This window comes from Azospirillum thiophilum (genome assembly GCF_001305595.1).
Classification (GTDB): domain Bacteria; phylum Pseudomonadota; class Alphaproteobacteria; order Azospirillales; family Azospirillaceae; genus Azospirillum; species Azospirillum thiophilum.
Genome location: NZ_CP012403.1, coordinates 732,697 through 757,276 on the forward strand (window position 1 = coordinate 732,697; position 24,580 = coordinate 757,276).

Annotated in this window: 6 protein-coding genes; 4 read left to right on the forward strand and 2 right to left on the reverse strand. The window is 70.9% G+C overall.

What is annotated here, in order from left to right; genetic code table 11:
- Positions 1-3: 3 nt before the first annotated feature.
- Entirely contained in the window at positions 4-1,659 is a 1,656-nt protein-coding gene (locus AL072_RS22325; RefSeq protein WP_045584374.1) for a cyclic peptide export ABC transporter, read from the reverse strand.
- Between the two features lie 306 nt (positions 1,660-1,965).
- Here AL072_RS22325 and AL072_RS22330 point away from each other — a divergent pair, with 306 nt between their 5' ends.
- The 4 genes from AL072_RS22330 to AL072_RS22340 all read left to right on the forward strand — a co-directional run bounded on the left by AL072_RS22330 (position 1,966) and on the right by AL072_RS22340 (position 22,004).
- Complete coding sequence (locus tag AL072_RS22330) at positions 1,966-2,667, forward strand: FecR family protein (protein WP_200909886.1); 702 nt, start codon at positions 1,966-1,968, stop codon at positions 2,665-2,667.
- On the forward strand, positions 2,658-2,978 hold the full coding sequence (locus AL072_RS35350) for a FecR family protein (protein WP_200909887.1): 321 nt from the start codon (positions 2,658-2,660) through the stop codon (positions 2,976-2,978). The genes AL072_RS22330 and AL072_RS35350 overlap by 10 nt, the downstream gene beginning before the upstream one ends.
- Positions 2,979-3,181: 203 nt before the next feature.
- Positions 3,182-20,995 carry a non-ribosomal peptide synthase/polyketide synthase gene (locus AL072_RS22335; RefSeq protein WP_045584376.1) on the forward strand — a complete coding sequence of 5,938 codons (17,814 nt, stop codon included), beginning with the start codon at positions 3,182-3,184 and terminating at the stop codon, positions 20,993-20,995.
- 31 nt (positions 20,996-21,026) lie between these two features.
- Positions 21,027-22,004: an alpha/beta hydrolase gene (locus AL072_RS22340; RefSeq protein ID WP_045584377.1), complete on the forward strand. Its 978-nt coding sequence runs from the start codon at positions 21,027-21,029 to the stop codon at positions 22,002-22,004.
- A 6-nt stretch (positions 22,005-22,010) separates the two neighbouring features.
- On the opposite strand, the gene AL072_RS22345 is transcribed toward AL072_RS22340, so the two are convergent.
- Positions 22,011-24,515, reverse strand: a complete 2,505-nt coding sequence (locus tag AL072_RS22345; protein WP_082109202.1) for a TonB-dependent siderophore receptor — start codon at positions 24,513-24,515, stop codon at positions 22,011-22,013.
- Positions 24,516-24,580: the final 65 nt, after the last annotated feature.

Sequence of the window (24,580 nt, forward strand, 5' to 3'; positions counted from 1 at the left end):
CAGTCACAGCGCCGGCTGGCGATCCTCCACGACCTTGCCGGCGGTCAGCCGGAGCAGATGGTCGGCCACGTCGAAATAGCGGTCGTCGTGGGAGATGACGATGATGGTCTTGCCCATCGCCTTCAGGCTCGGCAACAGTTCGGTGTAGAAGATCCGCCGGAAGGTCGGGTCCTGGTCGGCGGCCCATTCGTCGAACACCAGCACCGGCCGCTTCTCCGTCCAGGCCTGGAGCAGGGCCAGCCGCTTGCGCTGACCGGTGGACAGGTCGGTGGTGCTGAACACCCCGTCCACCACGCTGACCTTGTGGGCGATCTCCAGCCGTTCCAGATAGGCCTGGGCGTCCTCCGGCACGCTGTCGTTCGCCTGGATCAGGTCGTCGAACAGGAAATAATCGGCGAAGATGGTGGTGAACAGCTGGCGGTAGTCGTCGCGCGTCTCCGGCGTCACCGGCCGTCCGTCCAGCAGGATCTGCCCTTCGTGAGGGGGGTAGAGGCCGAGCAGCATCTTGATCAGCGTGGTCTTGCCGCAGCCGTTCTCGCCGACGATGAACAGGATTTCGCCGCGTCCGACCCTCAGCGAGACGGGGCCGAGCACGAAGGGCTCCGCATCCGGACCGGCCGGCGGATAGACGTAGCGGGCGTTCCGCAGCTCCAGCCGGTCGATCGTCGCGGGCGGGCGGGCGTCGTCCTTCATCAGCAGATGCGGTTCCGGCGAGGCGAATTCCGCCGACAGCTCTGCGATCCGGCGGAAGGCGACCTGGGCACGGCTGACGATGGGCAGGGTGCCGATCAGATGCTCCAGCGGTCCCTTCATGTAGAGCAGCACCAGGATGAAGCCGCTCAGAGTCCCGCGGTCGGTGCTGGGCCACAGCACCTCGATGCCGAGCGCCACCCCGATGACGATGAAGAACAGCGTCGACCCGAAGCCCTTGGCGATGACGAAGAGGTTGATCGAGCGGATCTGGATGTCGCAGATGCGGTCGATGGTCCCTCGCAGTGCTTCGCCCTGCAGCCGCAGCCGCCGCGGCCGGTTGATGCGCAGCTCCTTCGCCCCTTCCGCCAGGGAGCGGTAGTGCTTCTGCAACTCGTCCTCGTGGGTGCGCGCCTCGTTGAAGCCCTCGATGCCGCGGACGCGCGCCACATACTGCACGGCGCTGCCGATCAGGATGGCGGCGGCGGTCGCCAGGAACATCGGCCAGGACAGCATCGCCAGATAGCCCAGGCTGCCCAGCGTGACGCTGAGCGACACCGCCAGCGGCGCGAAGGCGAAGGCGAAGTCGCTGATGGTATCGACATCGTGGGTCAGCACGGGGATCAGCCGGTGGCTGCGGTAACGCTCCAGCTGGTCGATCGGCGCGGTCAGGATGCGGTCGCCCAGATCCTTGCGCAGCCGGGCGATGACCTTCTGCCCGATCCGGTTGGTGCCGATGTCGGACAGCACCGACCCGGCGAGCGCCAGGGCGCACAGGCCGGCGAAGGCGAGCAGAACCCCGGCGCCAGGGCTTTCCTCGGCATGCAGGATGCGGTTGATGGTGGCCAGCAGGCCGGTCACGCTGAGCCCGCCCAGCACTCCCAGCAGGGTGGCGGCGGTCAGCAGCGGCCAGAAGGGGCGGAGCAGCTGGAGCAGAGCGGCGGGGCTGGTGCGGGGTGGCGTCGGCATCGGGGTTCCTGCGGGACGGGAGCGAAGGCGGCCGGCACGAAAACCCCGCCGTGGAGGCGGATGCGCGCAGCCGTCCTGACTAGGACGAACGAGCGGGCCGAAACTGAAACCGTTCTCTTCCGGAACCGGCACCCCGATCCGTGCCTGCTCCCCCACCTGTTGCGGAAGGTCGCAGCCTTCGCCGCAGACGCGGGGTTTCCCTGACCGGACAGCTCGCGTAGAGTTCGGCATGTCCGGCTCGCCTTGCGATCCCGCTCCCGCTTGCCCTATAGCTGCCGAACGCCTTCCGGAGTCGAGCGCGCCCGTATGCCTCCGTCACATCCCTCCGACGACGACCGCGTGACCGAAGAGGCTGCGGACTGGTGCCTGCGCCTGCAATCGTCCGATGTCGGCGACGCCGACCGCGCGGCTTTCGAATGCTGGTGCCTGGCGGATCCGCGCCATCTGGCGGAATTCGACGCGATGCGGGAGATCTGGGGACTGTCCGCCGGCCTGCGCCCGCGGGTGACCATGGTTCCCGTGACGGCGGCGGTGCCGCCTGGGGCGGACGGCGGGCGGGCGGCACCGGCTGCCGTTGTCCGGGTCTCGTCCCGGCGGCGGCGCTGGGCGATGGCGGCCTGCGTGACGGCGGCCCTGGCCGCCTGCTGGCCGGTGGGTTGGTCGTTCGGCGTACTGCCCGGGAGCGTCGATGTCTTCCTCGGTGGCGGCCGGCACCGCCTGGTCGAGCTGCCCGACGGTTCGACGGTCGATCTGAACGTCCACACCACCCTGTTCTTTGCCCAGTTCCGCGACAGGCGCAGCGCCCTGATGGACCATGGGGAGGCCTATTTCGCGGTCGCGCACGATGCGGCGCTTCCCTTCACCGTCTTCACCGCCGGCCATCAGGTCCGGGTGACGGGGACGAAGTTCAATGTCTGGGCCAATGACGGCGATCTTGCCGTGACGCTGACCGAAGGCTCGGTCACGGTTGCGTCGTCCGCGGCGGCGGGGGGGAGCCCTTGCGGCTGACGCCTGGCATGCAGGGCCGTTTCGCCCGGGACAGCCGGTTCGGCAGCGTCGCGCGCGTCGATCCGCAGCATGTCCTGTCCTGGCGCGAGGGCAAGCTGGTGTTCGACAACATCACGCTGGCCGAAGCGGTCCCGTTGCTGAACCCCTATCTGTCGCAGCCGCTGCGGCTGGCGGACCGCAGGGTCGGGGCGATGCGGATCGGCGGGGTGTACGACGTCACCGACCTCGATCGCGTGGCGGCGTCGCTTCCGCGGGTGCTGCCGGTGACGCTGGCCCCCAAGGACGGCGGACTCCTCGTTTCGGCCCGCTGAATCCGGCCTCCGCCGGACATCGCCCTTTCACCGCCGGCCATTTCACGTCGGCGGGGTAAATCCGGCCATCTCTTCTTCGTCACTACTGGAGACCGCGGCGCACCTGATGGTGCGACCGCGCACAGTCTGGCCGCCCCGGTCGACCGTACCGGAACCCCGGCGGCCGGATCAGCGTCAAGCCAGCCGGCGATGGGAAATTCCAGATGGTTGCTCAAGACTCCGTGGACCTGGTCCGCCGCTTCATCGGTCTGCCGGTGGAAAAGCGCAAGCTGTTCTGGCGCGCCATGCGCGACGAGGCGGTGGATCTTTCGCTGCTGCCGATTCCGGCAGACCTCGCCCCGGCCACGGAGGCACCGCTGTCCCATGCGCAACGGCGGATGTGGGCGTTGTGGAAGCTCGATCCGGCCAGCGGCGCCAACAACATCTTCAGTGCGACGCGCCTTGCCGGAGACCTCGATCGCGCAGCCCTGTCCCGCGCCTTCGGACTTCTGCTGCGCCGCCACGCCGCCCTGCGGACGGTGTTCCGCCAGGGCGACGGCGAACCGGTGCAGACCATTCTCGACGAGGCGGATTTCCGGCTGGCCGTCGACGACCTCGGCCATCTTCCGGCGGACGAGCGAGAGCAGGCGGCCCGCCGCCTGATGGAGGAGGAGGCGCAGGCGCCCTTCGATCTGGAGACCGGCCCGCTCCTGCGCGCGCGCCTCCTCCGGCTGGCGGAGCAGGATCACCGGCTTCTGGTGACGATGCACCACATCGCGTCGGACGGCTGGTCGATGGCGGTGCTGATCCGGGAGTTCGCGGAGCTCTACCGCGCCATCCGGCAGGGCGGGCGGGTCGACCTGCCCCCGCCGCCGATCCGCTACGCCGATTACGCCCTGTGGCAGAAGAACTTGCTGGGGGCTGGCGAGGCGGAGCGGCAGCTTGCCTTCTGGCTCGACCGGCTGGGGGGAGACCGGGCGCCGCTGGAACTGCCTTCCGACCGGCCCCGGCCGGCGAGGCAGAGCCACCGCGGCGCCCTCCTGCGCTTCACGCTCGACGCGGAGCTGGCCGGAAGGCTGCGCGCCTTCGCCCGCGAGCGGGATGTCACGCTGTTCATGCTGCTGCTGTCGGCATTCTCGCTGCTTCTCCATCGCCACAGCGGGCAGGGCGACATCGCCATCGGCGTGCCGGTGGCCAACCGCGACCGTGCGGAGTGCGAGGCGGTGGTCGGCTTCTTCGTCAACACCCAGGTCCTGCGCCTGCGGATCGATGGGCGCGACCGCGTCGCCGACCTGCTCGCTCAGATCAGGCAAACGGCGCTGGAGGCGCAGGCGAACCAGGATCTCCCCTTCGAACAGTTGCTGGAGGCGCTGAGGCTGGAGCGCAGCCTCAGCTACAATCCGCTGTTCCAGGTGATGTTCAACCACCAGCGCCGCGATGGCCGGGCCTTCTCGGCGATGGATGGGCTGCGGGTGGAGCCGATGGCGCTCGACAGCGCCGTGGCCAGCTACGACCTGACCCTCGACACCGTGGAGGAGGAGGGCGGCGGGATCGAGGCCTCCTTCACCTACGCGACCGATCTCTACGACCATGACCGGATCGACCGGTTGCGCCGCCATTTCGAGACGCTTCTGTCCGGCCTTGCCGGCGATGCCGGCCGTCGGTTGGGAGAGGTGCCGCTGCTGACGGCGGACGAGCGGGCTCGGTTCGCGTCGTGGAACGCGCCGGTTGCCGCCGAAGCGTTCGAGCCGGTCCACCAGCGCATCGCCGCCGTCGCCGCCGCCTTTGCCGGCCGGCCGGCGGTGATCGACGGCGGTCCCGATGGGTCTGCCCTCGGCTTCGCCGCGCTCGACCGCCGGGCCAATGCCCTGGCATGCCGGCTGGCCGCGGCCGGCGTCGGGCCGGAGGTGCGCGTCGGCGTCGCCCTGCCGCGCGGCCCCGGCATGATCGTCGCCCTGCTGGCGGTGCTCAAGGCCGGCGGTGCCTATGTTCCGCTCGACGCCGCCTATCCGCGCGAGCGCCTCGCCTACCTGATCGGGGATGCCGGCATCGCCCTGCTGCTGACCGACAGCAGCCTCGCCGACCGGCTGCCGGTGCCGGACGGGCTGCCCAGCCTGCTGCTCGACCGCCTGCCGGCGGAGGAGGCCGACGCCCCGCCGCCGGTGGCGGTGCTTCCCGGCAGCCTCGCCTATGTCATCTACACCTCCGGCTCCACCGGGCTGCCCAAGGGGGTTGCGGTGGCGCATGGCCCGCTCGCCATGCATTGCCGGGCCATCGGCGCGCTCTATGCCATGAGCCCGCAGGACTGCGAGCTGCATTTCATGTCCTTCGCCTTCGACGGCGCGCATGAACGCTGGCTGACCGCGCTGACCCATGGCAGCCGCCTGCTGGTCCGCGACGACAGCCTGTGGACGCCGGAGCAGACCTACACGGCGATGCACCGGCATGGCGTGACGGTGGCGGCCTTCCCGCCGGTGTACCTGCAGCAGCTGGCCGAGCATGCAAGGCGGGAGCAGGCGGACCACGGGACCGCGCCGCCGCCGGTGCGGGTCTACTGCTTCGGCGGCGACGCGGTGGGGGAGGCGGCCTTCGAGCTTGCCAAGGAGGCCCTGCAGCCGCAGCACATCATCAACGGCTACGGCCCGACCGAGACGGTGGTGACGCCGCTGATCTGGAAGGCGGGGCGGGAGGACCATTGCGGTGCGGCCTATGCGCCGATCGGCCTGCGGGTGGGCAACCGCAGCACCCATGTCCTGGACGGCGACCTGGCCCCGGTTCCGCTGGGGGTGGTGGGGGAGCTGTATCTCGGCGGGTCCGGGCTGGCGCGCGGCTACCTGAACCGCCCGGGCCTGACGGCGGAGCGCTTCGTGGCCGATCCGTTCGCCGGGGACGGCGGCCGGCTCTACCGCACCGGCGACCTCGTGCGCCAGCGGGTGGACGGGGTGATCGAGTATGTCGGCCGCATCGACCATCAGGTGAAGATCCGCGGCTTCCGCATCGAACTGGGCGAGGTGGAGGCCCGGCTGCGGGCGCAGGAGGGCGTGCGCGAGGCGGCGGTGGTGGCACGGGACGGCAGCTCCGGCAAGCGGCTGGTCGGCTATGTCGTGCCGGCGGCTCGGACGGATGACGGCTTCGTCGAGCGGCTGCGCGCCGGGCTGAAGGCGGCGCTGCCGGACTACATGGTTCCGTCCCACATCCTGGTGCTGGAGCGGCTGCCGCTGACCCCCAACGGCAAGCTCGACCGCAAGGCCCTGCCGGAGCCGGAGGTGGTCTCGTCGGCGGCCCAGGTGGCTCCGCGCAGCGAGGCCGAGCGCGCCCTGGCGGCCTTGTGGTGCGAGCTGCTGCGGCTGGAGAGCGTCGGCGTCACCGACAATTTCTTCGAGCTGGGCGGCGACTCCATCCTCTCCATCCAGCTGGTCAGCCGCGCCCGTCGCCACGGCCTGTCCTTCACCCCGCGCGACGTCTTCGAGCACCAGACCCTGGAGGCGCTCGCCCGTGCCGCCCGCAGCGACACCACAGCGGCTCCGACAGCCGAGCAGGGCCTCGTCACCGGCGCGCTGGCGCTGACGCCGATCCAGCGCTGGTTCTTCGAGGAGCCGATCCCCAACCGCAGCCACTGGAACCAGTCCGTGCTGCTGCGCCCGCGCCGGCCCGTCGATCCGGCGCTGCTGGAGCGTGCGCTGGCGGCCCTGGTCGCCCATCACGACGCCCTGCGGCTGGTCTTCGCGACGGATGGACGCGCGGAGCACCTGGCGCCCGCTGCGCTGCCGCCGCTGCTGTGGCATCGCTCCGCCGCCGATGCCACGGCACAGGAGCGGCTGTGCGAGGAGGCCCAGCGCAGCCTGGAGCTGGAGCATGGCCCGCTGCTGCGCGCCCTGCTGGTCGAGCGTGCGGATGACGGGGGCGGCCAGCGCCTGCTGCTGGCGATCCATCATCTGGTGGTGGACGGCGTGTCCTGGCGCGTGCTGCTGGAGGATTTGCAGCTGGCCTGCACCCAGCTGGAGCGGGGCGGGCCGGTGGCGCTTGCGGCCAAGACGGCGTCCTTCCAATCCTGGGGCGAGGCCCTGCGCAGCCACGCCGCGAGCGAAGCGCTGCGGAATGAGTTGTCCTGGTGGCGCGACAGCCTGGGGGATGCGCCTGCGGGCCTGCCCGGTGTCACCGGACCGGTGCCGGCCGATGCGCTGACGGTTGCGAAGTCGGCGGTCGCGCGGACGCGGCTGGATGCGGGCTGGACGAAGCGGCTGCTGTCGTCGGCGCCTGCGGCCTACCGGACACGGGTGAACGACCTGCTGCTGACGGCGCTGGCGCGGGTTCTGTGCCGGTGGAGCGGCGCGGGCTCGGCGCTGGTGCAGCTGGAGGGGCATGGCCGCGAGGAGCTTGTGGCGGGGATGGACCTCAGCCGCAGCGTCGGCTGGTTCACCACCGCCTATCCGGTGCATCTGCGCCCGGGAGAGGAGCCCGGCGCGGCGATCAGGGCGGTGAAGGAGCAGCTTCGGGCGGTGCCGGCCAACGGCCTTGGCTACGGCGTGCTGCGCCATCTCGGCGACGCGGAGAGCCAAGCGGTGCTGCGGGCGCTGCCCGAGGCGCGGGTGACCTTCAACTATCTCGGCCAGTTCGACGGCAGCTTCGATGCCCAGGCCCGCTTCGTCCCGGCCGACGAGCCGGCGGGCAGCAGCCAGGATGCCGATGCGCCCCTGGGCAACTGGCTGACGCTGAACGGTCAGGTCTATGACGGGGAGCTTGTGTTCGACTGGAGCTACAGCCGGTCCGTCCTGGCGTCGCCGGTGGTTGAGGGGCTGGCTGCGGCCTATGCGGAGGAACTGCGGGCGCTGGTTGCGCATTGCGAGGTGTCGGCGGGCGGGCTGACCCCGTCGGACGTTCCGCTTGCCGGGCTGACGCAGGGGCAGTTGGACGCCCTGACGTTGCCGGCGCGCGAGCTGGAAGACCTCTACCCGCTGACGCCGATGCAGCAGGGCATGCTGTTCCACGCGCTCTATGAGCCGGGGGGAGATGCCTACATCAACCAGATGCGGGTGGATGTGGAGGGGCTGGAGGTGGCGCGCTTCCATGCGGCCTGGCAGGGAGCGCTCGATGCGCATGACAGCCTGCGGGCCGGCTTCCTGTGGGACGGTCTGGACCAGCCGCTGCAGGCTGTCATGCGCAAGGTGGCGGTGCCGCTGCGGGTGGAGGACTGGCGCGACGATCCGGACGCGGCGGCCCGCGTGGATGCGCTCGCGGCGGCCGAGCGGCAGGCCGGTTTCGACCTTGCCGCGCCGCCGCTGCTGCGGCTGGCGGTGGTGCGCACGGGTGGCGAGCGGGGTGGGGAGCGCCATCATGTGATCCTGACCAGCCACCATATCCTGCTGGACGGCTGGAGCAGCTCGCAGCTTCTGGGAGAGGTGCTGCAGCGCTATGCCGGCCATGCCCCGGCGGCGGATGGCGGGCGCTTCCGCGACCATGTGGCGTGGCTGCAGGGGCGCGACCGGGCGGCTTCGGAGGCCTTCTGGCGCGCCCGCATCGCCGATCTCGAACAGCCGACGAGGATCGTTTCGCTGCTGCCGTCCGGCTCGCAGGCGGATTCCCTGCAGGACCGGGAGGGGCAGGGTGAGCATCGCTGCGTCTTCACGGTGGAGGAAACCCGCCGCCTCACCGACCTCGCGCGGCACTGCGACGTCACGCTGAACACGGTGATGCAGGCGGCCTGGGCCGTCCTGCTGCGCCAGCATGGCGGCCAGGACACAGTCGCCTTCGGCACCACCGTTTCCGGCCGCCCGGCGGATCTGCCCGGGGTGGAGCATCGGCTCGGCCTGTTCATCAACACGCTTCCGGTGATACTGACACCCCATCCGGCAATGCAGGTGGCGGACTGGCTCCGCACGGTTCAGCGCCGCAATCTCGACTTGCGCGAGCATGAGCATACGCCGCTCGCCGACATTCAGCACTGGTCGGGTCAGACCGCGTCGGGCGATGCTGGCGGCGCCCTGTTCGACAGCCTGCTGGTGTTCGAAAGCTATCCGGTCGCCGAGGCCTTGCGCCAGGGAAGCCCGGATGGCCTGCGCTTCTCCCCGGTGATCGGCTATGAACGGACCAGCTATCCGCTGACCATCGCGATCATGCCCGCGATCATGCCCGGTGACCGGCTGGAACTGCACCACCGCTACGACCTCGCCCATTTGACGGAGCCGGCGGTGGTGGGTGTGGCCGGCCATCTGCGCCGCCTGCTGCTGGCGATGGCCGACGCTCCGGACCGGCCGCTCGGCGCCCTCTCCGGGCTGGATACGACCGACCGCGACCGCATTCCCGGCGCCTGGAACCGGCCGGAGCCGATGGATGCCACGCCCTTGCCGCGTCTGTTCGAAGCCCAGGCCGCCCGCACGCCCGATGCCACCGCGGTGATCGCCGGCACGCGGAGCCTGAGCTATGCCGATCTGAACCGGCAGGCCAACCGGCTCGCCCACCGGCTGCGCGCCCTCGGCGTCGCGCCCGGCGTGCCGGTCGCCATCATGCTCGAGCGGACGGAGGTTCTGCCGACCGGCCTTCTGGCGATCCTCAAGGCTGGTGGCGCCTATGTCCCGCTCGACCCGGACTATCCCGCCGACCGTGTCGCCTACATGCTGGCCGACAGCCAGGCGGCGCTTGTCCTGACACAGCGCAGTCTGCTGCCGCGGCTTCCCGTGTGCGAGGGCCTGCGCGTGGTGGCGCTCGACGACCCGGCGCTCGATTTGGAGCACGGCCCGGAGGATGATCCGCGGCCGGTCAACAGGGCGGAGGACGCTGCCTACGTCATCTACACCTCCGGCTCGACCGGCCGGCCGAAGGGCGTGGTGATCGAGCATCGCAACGCCTCCGCCCTTATCGACTGGGCATTGCGGCTCTACCGGCCGGAGCAGTTGCAGGGGGTGCTGGCCTCGACCTCCGTCTGTTTCGATCTTTCGGTTTGGGAGTTCTTTGTCACGCTGAGCGCCGGCGGCCATGTGGTGATGGCCGACAATGCCCTGGCCCTGCCCGACCTACCGGCCCGCGACCGCGTGCGCCTGATCAACACCGTGCCGTCGGCGATCGCCGGCCTCCTGCGCTCGGGCGGGATTCCCCCCGGTGTTCGCACCGTCAATCTGGCGGGCGAGCCGCTGGCCCAGTCGCTGGTGGACGACCTCTATGCCGCCGGTATCGCCGACGTCTACGACCTCTATGGCCCGTCGGAGGACACGACCTACTCCACCGTGACCCGCCGCGAGGCGGGAGGGCGTGCCAACATCGGTCGCCCCATCGATGGAACCTGCGGCTATGTCCTGGACGGCGACCTGACCCCGGTTCCGCTGGGTGTGGTGGGGGAGCTGTATCTCGGCGGGTCCGGCCTGGCGCGCGGCTACCTGAACCGCCCGGGCCTGACGGCGGAGCGCTTCGTCGCCGATCCGTTCTCGGCGGAGGGAGGCCGGCTCTACCGCACGGGCGACCTCGTGCGCCAGCGCGGGGACGGGGTGATCGAGTATGTCGGCCGGATCGACCATCAGGTGAAGATCCGCGGCTTCCGCATCGAGCTGGGCGAGGTGGAAGCGCGGCTACGGGCGCAGGAGGGCGTGCGCGAGGCGGTGGTGGTCGCGCGGGACGGCAATTCCGGCAAGCGGCTGGTCGGCTATGTCGTGCCGGTTGGCAAGGAGGCCGGCGGCGGTTTGGTCGAGCGGCTGCGTGCCGGGCTGAAGGCGGCGCTGCCGGACTACATGGTTCCGTCCCACATCCTGGTGCTGGAGCGGCTGCCGCTGACCCCCAACGGCAAGCTCGACCGCAAGGCCCTGCCGGAGCCTGAGGTGGTCTCGTCGGCGGCCCAGGTGGCTCCGCGCAGCGAGGCCGAGCGCGCCCTGGCGGCCTTGTGGTGCGAGCTGCTGCGGCTGGAGAGCGTCGGCGTCACCGACAATTTCTTCGAGCTGGGCGGCGATTCCATCCTCTCCATCCAGCTGGTCAGCCGCGCCCGTCGCCACGGCCTGTCCTTCACCCCGCGCGACGTCTTCGAGCATCAGACCCTGGAGGCGCTCGCCCGTGCCGCCCGCAGCGACACCACAGCGGCTCCGACAGCCGAGCAGGGCCTCGTCACCGGCGCGCTGGCGCTGACGCCGATCCAGCGCTGGTTCTTCGAGGAGCCGATCCCCAACCGCAGCCACTGGAACCAGTCCGTGCTGCTGCGCCTGCGCCGGCCCGTCGATCCGGGGCTGCTGGAGCGTGCGCTGGCGGCCCTGGTCGCCCATCACGACGCCCTGCGGCTGGTCTTCGCGACGGATGGACGCGCGGAGCATCTGGCGCCCGCTGCGCTGCCGCCGCTGCTGTGGCATCGCTCCGCCGCCGATGCCGCGGCACAGGAGCGGCTGTGCGAGGAGGCCCAGCGCAGCCTGGAGCTGGAGCATGGCCCGCTGCTGCGCGCCCTGCTGGTCGAGCGTGCGGATGACGGGGGCGGCCAGCGCCTGCTGCTGGCGATCCATCATCTGGTGGTGGACGGCGTGTCCTGGCGCGTGCTGCTGGAGGATTTGCAACTGGCCTGCACCCAGCTGGAGCGGGGCGGGCCGGTGGCGCTTGCGGCCAAGACGGCGTCCTTCCAATCCTGGGGCGAGGCCCTGCGCAGCCACGCGGCGAGCGAGGCGCTGAAGGCGGAGCTCGGCTGGTGGTGCGACAGCCTGGGGGATGCGCCCGCGGGCCTGCCCGGTGTCACCGGACCGGTGCCGGCCGATGCGTTGACGGTTGCGAAGTCGGCGGTTGCGCGGACGCGGCTGGATGCGGGCTGGACGAAGCGGCTGCTGTCGTCGGCGCCTGCGGCCTACCGGACACGGGTGAACGACCTGCTGCTGACGGCGCTGGCGCGGGTTCTGTGCCGGTGGAGCGGCGCGGGCTCGGCGCTGGTGCAGCTGGAGGGGCATGGCCGCGAGGAGCTTGTGGCGGGGATGGACCTCAGCCGCAGCGTCGGCTGGTTCACCACCGCCTATCCGGTGCATCTGCGCCCGGGAGAGGAGCCCGGCGCGGCGATCAGGGCGGTGAAGGAGCAGCTTCGGGCGGTGCCGGCCAACGGCCTTGGCTACGGCGTGCTGCGCCATCTCGGCGACGCGGAGAGCCAAGCGGTGCTGCGGGCGCTGCCCGAGGCGCGGGTGACCTTCAACTATCTCGGCCAGTTCGACGGCAGCTTCGATGCCGAGGCCCGCTTCGTCCCGGCCGACGAGCCGGCGGGCAGCAGCCAGGATGCCGATGCGCCCCTGGGCAACTGGCTGACGCTGAACGGTCAGGTCTATGACGGGGAGCTTGTGTTCGACTGGAGCTACAGCCGGTCCGTCCTGGCGTCGCCGGTGGTTGAGGGGCTGGCTGCGGCCTATGCGGAGGAACTGCGGGCGCTGGTTGCGCATTGCGAGGTGTCGGCGGGCGGGCTGACCCCGTCGGACGTTCCGCTTGCCGGTCTGACGCAGGCGCAGCTGGACGCCCTGGCGTTGCCTGTGCGCGAGTTGGAGGACCTGTATCCGCTGACGCCGATGCAGCAGGGCATGCTGTTCCATGCGCTCTACGAGCCGGGGGGAGACGCCTACATCAACCAGATGCGGGTGGATGTGGAGGGGCTGGAGGTGGCGCGCTTCCATGCGGCCTGGCAGGGAGCGCTCGATGCGCATGACAGCCTGCGGGCCGGCTTCCTGTGGGACGGTCTGGAGCAGCCGCTGCAGGCTGTCATGCGCAAGGCGGCGGTGCCGCTGCGTTTGGAGGACTGGGGCGACGATCCGGAGGCGGCTGCCCGCGTGGATGCGCTTGCGGCGGCCGAGCGGCAGGCCGGTTTCGACCTTGCCGCGCCGCCGCTGCTGCGGCTGGCGGTGGTGCGCACGGGTGGCGAGCGGGGTGGGGAGCGCCATCATGTGATCCTGACCAGCCACCATATCCTGCTGGACGGCTGGAGCAGCTCGCAGCTTCTGGGAGAGGTGCTGCAGCGCTATGCCGGCCATGCCCCGGCGGCGGATGGCGGGCGCTTCCGCGACCATGTGGCGTGGCTGCAGGGGCGCGACCGGGCGGCTTCGGAGGCCTTCTGGCGCGCCCGCATCGCCGATCTCGAACAGCCGACGAGGATCGCCACCGGGCAATCTGATGCCGGCCAAGGGCATGGAACCCTCGAACTGGTCTTCGACGAACGGGAAGCCTTGCGGCTGACCCGCTTCGCCCGTCAGAATCAGGTTACGCTCAATACGCTGGTTCAGGCCGCGTGGCTGTTGCTTTTGCACCGGCGGACCGGACAGGGCACGGTGGCAACGGGCGTGACGGTCTCCGGCCGGCCGGCCGAACTGCCGGGCATCGAGCGGCAGGTCGGCCTGTTCATCAACACGCTGCCGCTGGTCGGCACGCCGCACCCGGCCCTGGCTGTGTCGGAGTGGCTGACCGATCTCCAGGCACGCAACCTCGAGATGCGGGAACACGAACACACGGCTTTGGCCGACATCCAGCGCTGGTCCGGCCATGGCGGGGAGATGCTGTTCGACAGCCTTCTGGTGTTCGAGAATTATCCGCTGTCCGAGGCGCTCGGCCGCGGTGAAACCGGCGGACTGCGCTTCGGGGTTCCGCAAAACCATGAGCTCACCTCCGTCCCCTTGACCCTGCTGATGGGAGCCGGAGAGCGGCTGATGCTCACCTTCAGCCATTGGCGCGACCGGATCGGCGACGAGGAGGTCCGCCAACTCGCTGCACAGACCCGATGGTTTCTGCTCGCCCTGAGCGGGGATGCCGGGCGCCGGTTGGGCGAGATCGGGTTGCTCGACGAAGAAGGATCGCTGAGCTTTGCCGGATGGAATGCGTCCCGAGACGAAGGCCTGACCTCCGGCCCGCTTGTTCCCGAGCTGATCTCCGGTCAGGCTGGTGTGCATGGCGGTCTTCCGGCGGTGAGCTTCGGCGGGCGGACGCTGAGCTATGCCGAGCTGGAGGCGCAGGCGAACCGCCTGGCCCACCGGCTGCAGGCGCTGGGCGTCGGGCCGGAGGTGACGGTCGGCGTCGCCGCGGAGCGCTCGCTGGAGCTGGTCGTCGGCCTGCTGGCGGTGATGAAGGCCGGCGGCGCCTATCTGCCGCTCGACCCGGAACTGCCGCCGGCCCGTCTCAAGGCCATGGCAGCGGACGGCGGCATCGCCCTGCTGCTCACCCAAAGCCACCTTGCCGGCCGGCTGGGCGGCGGGGTGGTGCCCCAGGCCGTGCGCCTGCTGCTGCTCGACGCCGAGGACACCGCCGGGCTGCCGGACACGCCGCCGGTCTCCGGGCTGCGGCCGGACAACCTCGCCTACCTGATCTACACCTCGGGCTCCACCGGCACGCCCAAGGGGGCGGGCAACAGCCATGGCGCCCTGCTGAACCGGCTGGCCTGGATGCAGAAGGCCTACGGGCTGGCGCCGGGCGAGCGGGTGCTGCAGAAGACGCCGTTCGGCTTCGACGTCTCGGTCTGGGAGTTCTTCTGGCCGCTGATGGTGGGGGCGCATCTGGTGGTGGCGGCTCCTGGCGAGCACCGCGACGCGGCCCGGCTGGTGGCGCTGATCCGCGAGCAGTCGATCGACACGCTGCATTTCGTGCCCTCCATGCTGCAGGCCTTCCTGGAGGAGCCGGGGGTGGAGCAGTGCACCTGCCTGCGCCGGGTGGTGTGCAGCGGCGAGGCGCTGCCTGCGGCATTGCAGGACCGGCTGTTCGCCCGGCTGCCCGGGGTGGGGCTGTACAACCTGTACGGCCCGACGGAGGCGGCGATCGATGTCAGCCACTGGACCTGCCGATCGGGCGGGGCCGGGGAGGCCGGAGCGGGCGGCGGTGTGCCGATCGGCGTGGCGATCGACAATCTGCGGCTTTATGTGCTGGACGAGTGCCTGAACCCGCTGCCGGCAGGGGCGGTCGGCGAGCTTTACATCGCCGGCGCCGGCCTGGCGCGCGGCTACCACCGGCGGGCCGGGCTGACGGCGGAGCGCTTCGTGGCCGATCCGTTCGCCGGGGACGGCGGGCGGATGTACCGGACGGGCGATCTGGCGCGCCGTCGCGGCGACGGGGTGATCGAGTATGTCGGCCGCATCGACCATCAGGTGAAGATCCGCGGTCTGCGGATCGAGCTTGGCGAGATCGAGGCGGCGCTGCGCGGGCATCCGGCGGTGCGGGACGCGGTGGTGGTGGCGCGGGACGGCAGCTCCGGCAAGCGGCTGGTCGGCTATGTCGCCGCCGATGCCGAAGCGGAGCTGCCGCGGCGGTTGCGGGAGCATCTCGGCCGTGATCTGCCGGACTACATGGTTCCGGCCCATATCCTGGTGCTGGAGCGGCTGCCGCTGACCCCCAACGGCAAGCTCGACCGCAAGGCCCTGCCGGAGCCGGAGGCGGCATCGTCGGCGGTGCAGGTGGCTCCGCGCAGCGAGGCCGAGCGCGCCCTGGCGGCCTTGTGGTGCGAGCTGCTGCGGCTGGAGAGCGTCGGCGTCACCGACAACTTCTTCGAGCTGGGCGGCGATTCCATCCTCTCCATCCAGCTGGTCAGCCGCGCCCGTCACCACGGCCTGTCCTTCACCCCGCGCGACGTCTTCGAGCACCAGACCCTGGAGGCGCTCGCCCGCGCCGCCCGCAGCGACACCACGGCCGCTCCGACAGCCGAGCAGGGCCTCGTCACCGGCGCGCTGGCGCTGACGCCGATCCAGCGCTGGTTCTTCGAGGAGCCGATCCCCAACCGCAGCCACTGGAACCAGTCCGTGCTGCTGCGCCTGCGCCGGCCCGTCGATCCGGGGCTGCTGGAGCGTGCGCTGGCGGCCCTGGTCGCCCATCACGACGCCCTGCGGCTGGTCTTCGCGACGGATGGACGCGCGGAGCATCTGGCGCCCGCTGCGCTGCCGCCGCTGCTGTGGCATCGCTCCGCCGCCGATGCCACGGCACAGGAGCGGCTGTGCGAGGAGGCCCAGCGCTGCCTGGAGCTGGAGCATGGCCCGCTGCTGCGCGCCCTGCTGGTCGAGCGTGCGGATGACGGGGGCGGCCAGCGCCTGCTGCTGGCGATCCATCATCTGGTGGTGGACGGCGTGTCCTGGCGCGTGCTGCTGGAGGATTTGCAGCTGGCCTGCACCCAGCTGGAGCGGGGCGGGCCGGTGGCGCTTGCGGCCAAGACGGCGTCCTTCCAATCCTGGGGCGAGGCCCTGCGCAGCCACGCCGTGAGCGAAGCGCTGCGGAATGAGTTGTCCTGGTGGCGCGACAGCCTGGGGGATGCGCCTGCGGGCCTGCCCGGTGTCACCGGACCGGTGCCGGCCGATGCGCTGACGGTGGCGAAGTCGGCGGTCGCGCGGACGCGGCTGGATGCGGGCTGGACGAAGCGGCTGCTGTCGTCGGCGCCTGCGGCTTACCGGACACGGGTGAACGACCTGCTGCTGACGGCGCTGGCGCGGGTTCTGTGCCGGTGGAGCGGCGCGGGCTCGGCGCTGGTGCAGCTGGAGGGGCATGGCCGCGAGGAGCTTGTGGCGGGGATGGACCTCAGCCGCAGCGTCGGCTGGTTCACCACCGCCTATCCGGTGCATCTGCGCCCGGGAGAGGAGCCCGGCGCGGCGATCAGGGCGGTGAAGGAACAGCTTCGGGCGGTGCCGGCCAACGGCCTTGGCTACGGCGTGCTGCGCCATCTCGGCGACGCGGAGAGCCAAGCGGTGCTGCGGGCGCTGCCCGAGGCGCGGGTGACCTTCAATTATCTCGGCCAGTTCGACGGCAGCTTCGATGCCCAGGCCCGCTTCGTCCCGGCCGACGAGCCGGCGGGAGCCCGTCTCGATCCCGACGCTCCGCTCGGCAATTGGCTGGGCATCGACGGCAGGGTCTATGACGGCGAGCTTGTGTTCGACTGGAGCTACAGCCGGTCCGTCCTGGCGGCCCCGGTGGTGGAGGGGCTGGCTGCGGCCTATGCGGAGGAGCTGCGGGCGCTGGTGGCGCATTGCGAGGACAGCGCTGGGGGCTTGACGCCGTCGGACGTTCCGCTTGCCGGGCTGACGCAGGGGCAGCTGGACACCCTGGCGTTGCCGGCGCGCGAACTGGAGGACCTGTATCCGCTGAGCCCGATGCAGCAGGGCATGCTGTTCCACGCGCTGGAAGGCGCCGCGGAGGGCGAGACCCCCTATGTGACGCAGCTCGCTGTCGAGGTCGAGGGCCTGGAGGAGGAGCGGTTCGCCGCGGCCTGGGCCTGGGTGACGGCACGGCATGCGGTGCTGCGCACCGGCTTCCTGTGGGGCGGCGCGCTGTCGACCCCGCTTCAGGCGGTGTGGGAGCGGGTGCCCGACGCGGTGTCGGTGCTGGACTGGCGGGAGATCGGGCTTGCCGGTGACGCGCTGGAGGAGGCCTTGGGGAGGCTGGCGCGGGAGGAGCGTGCCCGCGGCTTCGAGCTCGGGCGTCCGCCGCTGCAGCGTGTTCTGCTGGTGCGGCTTGGGCAGGGGCGGCACCGTCTGGTGTGGACCAGCCATCACCTGCTGCTGGACGGCTGGAGCAGCGCGCGCCTGGTGGCGGAGGCGCTGGGCCGCTACCGGGGAGCGGCCGTCACCGGCGCGCCGGGCCGCTACCGCGACTACATTGCGTGGCTCTGCCGGCAGGATGCAGCGGCGTCGGAGCGGTTCTGGCGCGGGCGCCTGTCGGGTCTGGAGGCGCCGACGCTGCTGGCGGCCAGCCTGCCCTGCCGGCATCCGCAGGCGGGGCATGGCGTGGTGCGGCTGCGGCTGGATGGCGGTGCGACGCAGCGGCTGCAGGGCTTTGCGCAGGCGCAGCGGGTGACGCTGAGCACGCTGGTGCAGGGGGCGTGGGCGCTGCTTCTGCAACGCTACGGCGGTCAGGAGACGGTGGCGTTCGGAGCGACGGTGTCGGGGCGTCCGGCGGAGCTTGCCGGGGTCGAGGAGACGCTCGGGCTGTTCATCAACACGCTTCCGGTGGTGGAGCGTCCGCCGTCGGGCGAGCGGGTCGGGGAGTGGCTGCGCGGGCTGCAGCGGCGGAACCTCGAGCTGCGCGAGCACGAGCACACGCCGCTGCACGAGGTGCAGCGCTGGGCCGGGGCCAGCCTCGGCACCAGCGGCGGCGCGCGGGCGCTGTTCGACAGCATCGTCGTGTTCGAGAACTACCCCGTCGACGAGGCCATCAGGGACCAGACCGACGACAGCCTGAGGTTCGGGGCGACGGATCGGGTCGATGTGACCGGTTTCGCCATGGATCTGGAGGTGTCGGTCGGTGAGGAGCTGGAGGTCAAGTTCATCCACCGCCGGGACCTGATAGACGGCGACCTGTGTGACCGTATCCGAGGCCATTTCGAGACGCTTCTGTTGGGGCTTGCCGCCGATGCCGGCCGCCGGGTTGGAGAGGTGCCGCTGCTGACGGCTGAGGAGCAGGCTCGGTTCGCGTCGTGGAACGCGCCGGTTGCCGCCGAAGCGTTCGAGCCGGTGCACCAGCGCATCGCCGCGGTCGCCGCCGCCTTTGCCGGCCGGCCGGCGGTGATCGACGGCGGTCCCGATGGGGCTGTCCTCGGCTTCGCCGCGCTCGACCGCCGGGCCAATGCCCTTGCATGCCGGCTGGCCGCGGCCGGCGTCGGGCCGGAGGTCCGCGTCGGCGTCGCCCTGCCGCGCGGCCCCGGCATGATCGTCGCCCTGCTGGCGGTGCTCAAGGCCGGCGGCGCCTATGTTCCGCTCGACGCCGCCTATCCGCGCGAGCGCCTCGCCTACCTGATCGGGGATGCCGGCATCGCCCTGCTGCTGACCGACGGCAGCCTCGCCGACCGGCTGCCGGTGCCGGACGGGCTGCCCAGCCTGCTGCTCGACCGCCTGCCGGCGGAGGAGGCCGACGCCCCGCCGCCGGTGGCGGTGCTGCCCGGCAGCCTCGCCTATGTCATCTACACCTCCGGCTCCACCGGGCTGCCCAAGGGGGTTGCGGTGGCGCATGGCCCGCTCGCCATGCATTGCCGGGCCATCGGCGCGCTCTATGCCATGACCCCGCAGGATTGCGAGCTGCATTTCATGTCCTTCGCCTTCGACGGCGCGCATGAACGCTGGCTGACCGCGCTGACCCATGGCAGCCGCCTGCTGGTCCGCGACGACAGCCTGTGGACGCCGGAGCAGACCTACACGGCGATGCACCGGCATGGCGTGACGGTGGCGGCCTTCCCGCCGGTGTACCTGCAGCAGCTGGCCGAGCATGCAAGGCGGGAGCAGGCGGACCACGGGACCGCGCCGCCGCCGGTGCGGGTCTACTGCTTCGGCGGCGACGCGGTGGGGGAGGCGGCCTTCGAGCTTGCCAAGGAGGCCCTGCAGCCGCAGCACATCATCAACGGCTACGGCCCGACCGAGACGGTGGTGACGCCGCTGATCTGGAAGGCGGGGCGGGAGGACCATTGCGGTGCGGCCTATGCGCCGATCGGCCTGCGGGTGGGCAACCGCAGCACCCATGTCCTGGACGGCGACCTGGCCCCGGTTCCGCTGGGGGTGGTGGGGGAGCTGTATCTCGGCGGGTCCGGGCTGGCGCGCGGCTACCTGAACCGCCCGGGCCTGACGGCGGAGCGCTTCGTGGCCGATCCGTTCGCCGGGGACGGCGGCCGGCTCTACCGCACCGGCGACCTCGTGCGCCAGCGGGTGGACGGGGTGATCGAGTATGTCGGCCGCATCGACCATCAGGTGAAGATCCGCGGCTTCCGCATCGAACTGGGCGAGGTGGAGGCCCGGCTGCGGGCGCAGGAGGGTGTGCGCGAGGTGGCGGTGGTCGCGCGGGACGGCGGCACCGGCAAGCGGCTGGTCGGCTATGTCGTGCCGGCGGCTCGGACGGATGACGGCTTCGTCGAGCGGCTGCGTGCCGGGCTGAAGGCGGCGCTGCCGGACTACATGGTTCCGGCCCATATCCTGGTGCTGGAGCGGCTGCCGCTGACCCCCAACGGCAAGCTCGACCGCAAGGCCCTGCCGGAGCCGGAGGTGGTCTCGTCGGCGGCCCAGGTGGCTCCGCGCAGCGAGGCCGAGCGCGCCCTGGCGGCGCTGTGGTGCGAGCTGCTGCGGCTGGAGAGCGTCGGCGTCACTGACAATTTCTTCGAGCTGGGCGGCGACTCCATCCTCTCCATCCAGCTGGTGACCCGTGCACGGGCGCTGAAGCCGCTGGGAGTGTCCTTCAAGCTGCGCGACCTGATCCGCAAGCCGACCATCGCCGAACTGGCCGGCACGGCTGCGGGGGCGACGGCGTCGCAGGCCCGGCATTCGCCGATCCTGGCGCTGAACCGGCAGATGGCCGGGCAGCCGCCGCTGGTCTGCGTCCATGCCGGCTTCGGTACGGTCTTCGATTATGAACCGCTGGCCCGTCGCCTGGAGGGCCGGCGGGGCGTGCTGGCGATCCAGTCGCGCATGCTGCTCGATCCGGCATGGCGGGACCGTTCGCTGGAGGAGATGGCGCGCGACTATGTCGACCTGCTACGCGAACGGCAGCCGCAAGGCCCCTATGACCTGCTCGGCTGGTCGCTGGGGGGAACGCTTGCCGCGCTGATGGCCGCCGAGCTGGAGCGCCGGGGCGAGGTCGTGCGGCAGCTTGCCCTGCTCGATCCCTTCGTGCCATCGCCGGACATCCGTGAGCGCGGGTTGGGTGACTGGCGCGACGATCTGGCCGGCTTTCTGTCGGTGATGCTGCCGGGGGCGGCTTTTGTCCGGCCCGGGGCGGAAATGGAAGATGCCGATGCGATTCGAAGCGTCATCTCGCAGGCGTTCGATCACCCCCGTACCGGCGGCACCGAGGGATTGGGGGCCGTGATGGGAGCGGAGGATCTCACCCAGGCCTTCCTGACCGCCCGCCATCTGAAGCGGCTGTCCGGAGCCCTGCCTGCCTGCCGGCCGGTTGCCGCCGCTGTGCTGAGTTGGTGGATCGCCGGCCGCGATGCCGATCGGCTGCGTATGGAGGTGCAGCTCGGCGGACGCCCGCTGCCCTGGCGGACGCTCGGCTGCGGTCATTTCGAGGCGCCGCGCGACGAGGGCTTTTTGGACGGCTTTCTGGACGAGGGCTTTCCGGCGGCACGGCCCGACGCCACGACCACCAACCTAGCGGATGCCGCGGAATGAGCGCGCCCATCCGGACCGGGAGCACCAATCGATGCCTGTGAACCCCGATATCGCCGCCTTCCTCGCGCTCGCTGCGGGTGGACGGGAGGATGGCAGGGTGAAACCGATGCACGCCCTGCCGCCGGCGGAGGCCCGGCTGGCCTTCGAGCGGACCTCCCGCATGATGGATCCCGGCGGCGAGCCGGTCGGGCGGGTGGAGGACCTGTCCATCCCGGCCCGCGACGGCGCCGTCCTGCCGGCCCGCCTCTATGCCGCGGACCCGGCCGCTGCGGTGCCGGCACCGGTGCTGCTCTTCTTCCATGGCGGCGGCTATGTCGTCGGTAGCCTGGAGTCCCATGACGGGCTTTGCCGGGCGATCGCGTCGAAGAGCGGGGTTGCGGTCCTCTCGGTGGGCTACCGGCTGGCCCCGGAGCACCGCTTTCCCACGGCCTTCGACGATGCGCTGGATGCGCTGGACTGGCTTGGCAGGACCGGCGCCGGTCTGGGGCTCGACAGTGGCCGGCTGGCGGTGGGGGGCGACAGCGTCGGCGGCAGCCTGGCGGCGGCGATCAGCCTGCGGGCCGCCACCGATCCCGGCCTGCCGCGCCCGCGGCTCCAGGTGCTGATCTATCCGGTGACCGATGCCACCGCCGATACCGCTTCGCTGCACCGCTATGGCGAAGGGCATCTGCTGGAGCGGGCGACGCTGGACTGGTTCTATCGCCAGTATTCCCGCGAGGAGGCCGACCGGCGGGACGGGCGCTTCTCGCCATTGCTGGCGGAGCTTCCGCCCGGTGTCGCGTCATCCCTGGCGCCGGTACTGCTCGTGCTGGCCGAATGCGATCCTCTGGTCGATGAGGGGATCGCATTCGGGCGCAAGCTGGCGGCGGCCGGCGTGGACATCGATGTGCGGGTCCATGCCGGCATGACCCACGACTTCCTGCGGATGGGCGCCCTGGTGGACGAGGCGGAGGAGGCGCAGGATCTCATCGCCGATGCCTTGGTCCGGTATCTGGGAGCGTCCGGCTGACCGTCGTCACCAGCTGTAGGACAGGGTCGCCAGCACCATCCGGCGGTTTCCGTAGAAGACGGAGTTGTCATAGAAACCCGGCGAGAAATAGCGGCGGTCGAACAGGTTGGTCGCCGTCAAGGTGAGGGCGGCGCCGTCGAGCGCCGGGCCGAGCCGCCCCAGATCGTAACCCAGGCTGACATCGGCCAGCATGTAGGAGGGGACGCGCACGCTGTTCGCGGCATTGAAGGTTGCACCGACATAGCGCACCCCGATGCCGGCGGTCAGGCCGCCGGCCGCTCCCTCGTCGATATGCCGCCGCAGCCAGACCGCGGCGGCGTGGCGGGGAACCGAGGCCACGCGCTTTCCTGTCTTGTCGGTCCCGCCGGGGTAGGGGCTGTCGCGGGTGACCTGCGCGTCGGTGTAGCTGTAGGCCGCCGTCAGATCGGTGCCGGTTCCGAGCGCCGCCTTCGCCTCCAGCTCGACGCCGCGCGACCGCACTTCCCCGGTTTGGACGGAGTAGCCGGGATTGTCCGGGTCGGCGGTGGTGAGGTTGCGTTGGACGGCACGGAACAGCGACAGGGTGAAGAGTCCGTCGAAGCCCTTGGGCCGGTAGCGCAGACCGGTTTCCAGCTGTGTCCCCCGGCTCGGCGAGAAGGGACGGCCCTGCACGTCGCTGTCGCTGTTCGGCTGGAAGGAGGTCGAATAGCCGGCATAGGGCGTCAGGCCGCCTTCGAACCGGTAGGCCAGCCCGATGCGTTTGGTGAAGGCCCGGTCGAACTGGGTCGTCTCCACCAGCGGACCGTCCGACAGACGGCCGACCGCCCCGGTGCTGCTCCAGTCCAGCCGTCCGCCGAGCGTCAGCCGCCAGTTGCCGGCGGCGATCTGGTCCTGGGCATAGAGGCCGGTCTGGCGGATGCTGTCGGTCAGGTCGCGGGCAAGCGTCGTGTCCCAGCCATAGGCGCCGCCATAGACGGGATCGAAGACGTCGAGCGCGTCGGCCACCGTGCCGTTCCGCCGCGTCTCGTGCGCCCGGTAGCGGCCATGGTCGATCCCGGCCAGCAGGCTGTGACGAAGCGGGCCGGTATTGGCGTTGCCTTGCAGGTTGGTATCCACCAGCAGGGTCGAACTGGTCTTGGGCCGGTCCTGCAGCCCGAAACGATAGTAGCGGTCCGCCTCCAGCAAGCCCGACGACGCCCAGCTCGACAGATAGCCGACGCGGCTGCGGCTGTAGCGCAAGGTTTGATTCAGCGTCCAGTCCCCGGCCAGGGCATGCCGGATGTCGTAGCCGGCCGACAGGGTGCGCGAGCGGTAGGAACTCAATCCCGGATAGCCCAAAAACAGGCTTGAGCCCAGGCGGCCATAGGGATTGTCCAGCACGGTTCCCGATGCCGGAAAACTCTGCTCCGCACCCATCTTGCGGAAATCGAGATAGCTGGCGAGCAGCGTGATGTCGGTTCGATCGCCGGTGGACCAGGACAGGGCGGGCGCGACATAGAGCCGGTCGTCCGGCGTCCGATCTACCTGTGTGCCGCTTCGCCGTGACAGCATCGTCAGGCGGTAGCGAAGCGTCCCCTCGGCATCGAGCCGGTCGCTGAGGTCGGCCGTGACCTGCCGCCGGTCATGGCTGCCGCCCTGCAACTGGAGCCGATGGAGCGGGCTGTCGGTCGGGCGCTTGCTGACCAATGCGATGGCTCCGCCGGGCGGCATTGCCCCGTAGAGCGTGGAGGCCGGGCCCTTCAGCACCTCCACCCGCTCCACACCGAAAGGCTCGTACTCAAGTCCATAAGGGTTGTAGCCGCTTCGCAGCCCGTCAATCATGACGGATTCCGAGCTTTGGCGGAAGCCGCGCACGAAGACGTCGATGGCGCCCTGGCCACCGGGATAGTCGATGGGGCGGACCCCGGCGCTGTAGGCGAGGGCACTGTTGATGTCCTGGGCGTCGCGCTGGTCCAGATCTTCCCGTGTGACGATGGAAAGCCCTTGCGGCAGATCCTCGACAGGGGTTGCGGCTTTGCCGGCGCTGCGGCTCTGGCCGGGGATCCGCGGCGCGCCTGCCGACGGTGTGCGGCCTTCCACCGTCAGACCCGGAAGAAAGCCGGGATTCTCCTGCAGCCGGCCGATCGTCACCATCCGGTCCCGCATCTCGAAGGCGAGGTCGGTTCCGCTCAGCAGAATGGAAAGGGCGACCGCCGGGTCCATTCGTCCCGACAGTGCCCGCGACCGCTGGTCGGACAAGACGTCGGGGCTGTAGAGAATCTGCAGGCCGGTCTGGCGGCCGAAGCTGGTCAGCGACTCCCGAAGGGGGAGGGCAGGGATCTCCAGCAGCATCTCCTGCACTGCCGGCCGATCGATATCGGTTGGAGCGGGAGCCGGATCGGTGGAGGTCGAAAGGGCATGAGCCGGCAAGCCCGGCAACACCGTCCAGCCGCCCGCGACCCAGAAGACCGTCAGCCAGCCGAGCGCAGGCGCCCTGCGTCCGGCACCGTGGCGCCGTATGGTCGGGCGGAGCCCTGCGAGACGATCGGTCATCCAAAGCCCCTACAACGCACGCTGGAAACCGCGCAGGGAAATTCTGCTATTTCCCTGTTTGCAAA

What these genes read in the sequence shown, in the direction of transcription:
- AL072_RS22325 (WP_045584374.1), bottom strand. Translation starts at nt 1,659, where the DNA reads ATGCCGACGCCACCCCGCACCAGCCCCGCCGCTCTGCTCCAGCTGCTC.
- AL072_RS22330 (WP_200909886.1), top strand. Translation starts at nt 1,966, where the DNA reads ATGCCTCCGTCACATCCCTCCGACGACGACCGCGTGACCGAAGAGGCT.
- AL072_RS22335 (WP_045584376.1), top strand. Translation starts at nt 3,182, where the DNA reads ATGGTTGCTCAAGACTCCGTGGACCTGGTCCGCCGCTTCATCGGTCTG.
- AL072_RS22340 (WP_045584377.1), top strand. Translation starts at nt 21,027, where the DNA reads ATGCCTGTGAACCCCGATATCGCCGCCTTCCTCGCGCTCGCTGCGGGT.
- AL072_RS22345 (WP_082109202.1), bottom strand. Translation starts at nt 24,515, where the DNA reads ATGACCGATCGTCTCGCAGGGCTCCGCCCGACCATACGGCGCCACGGT.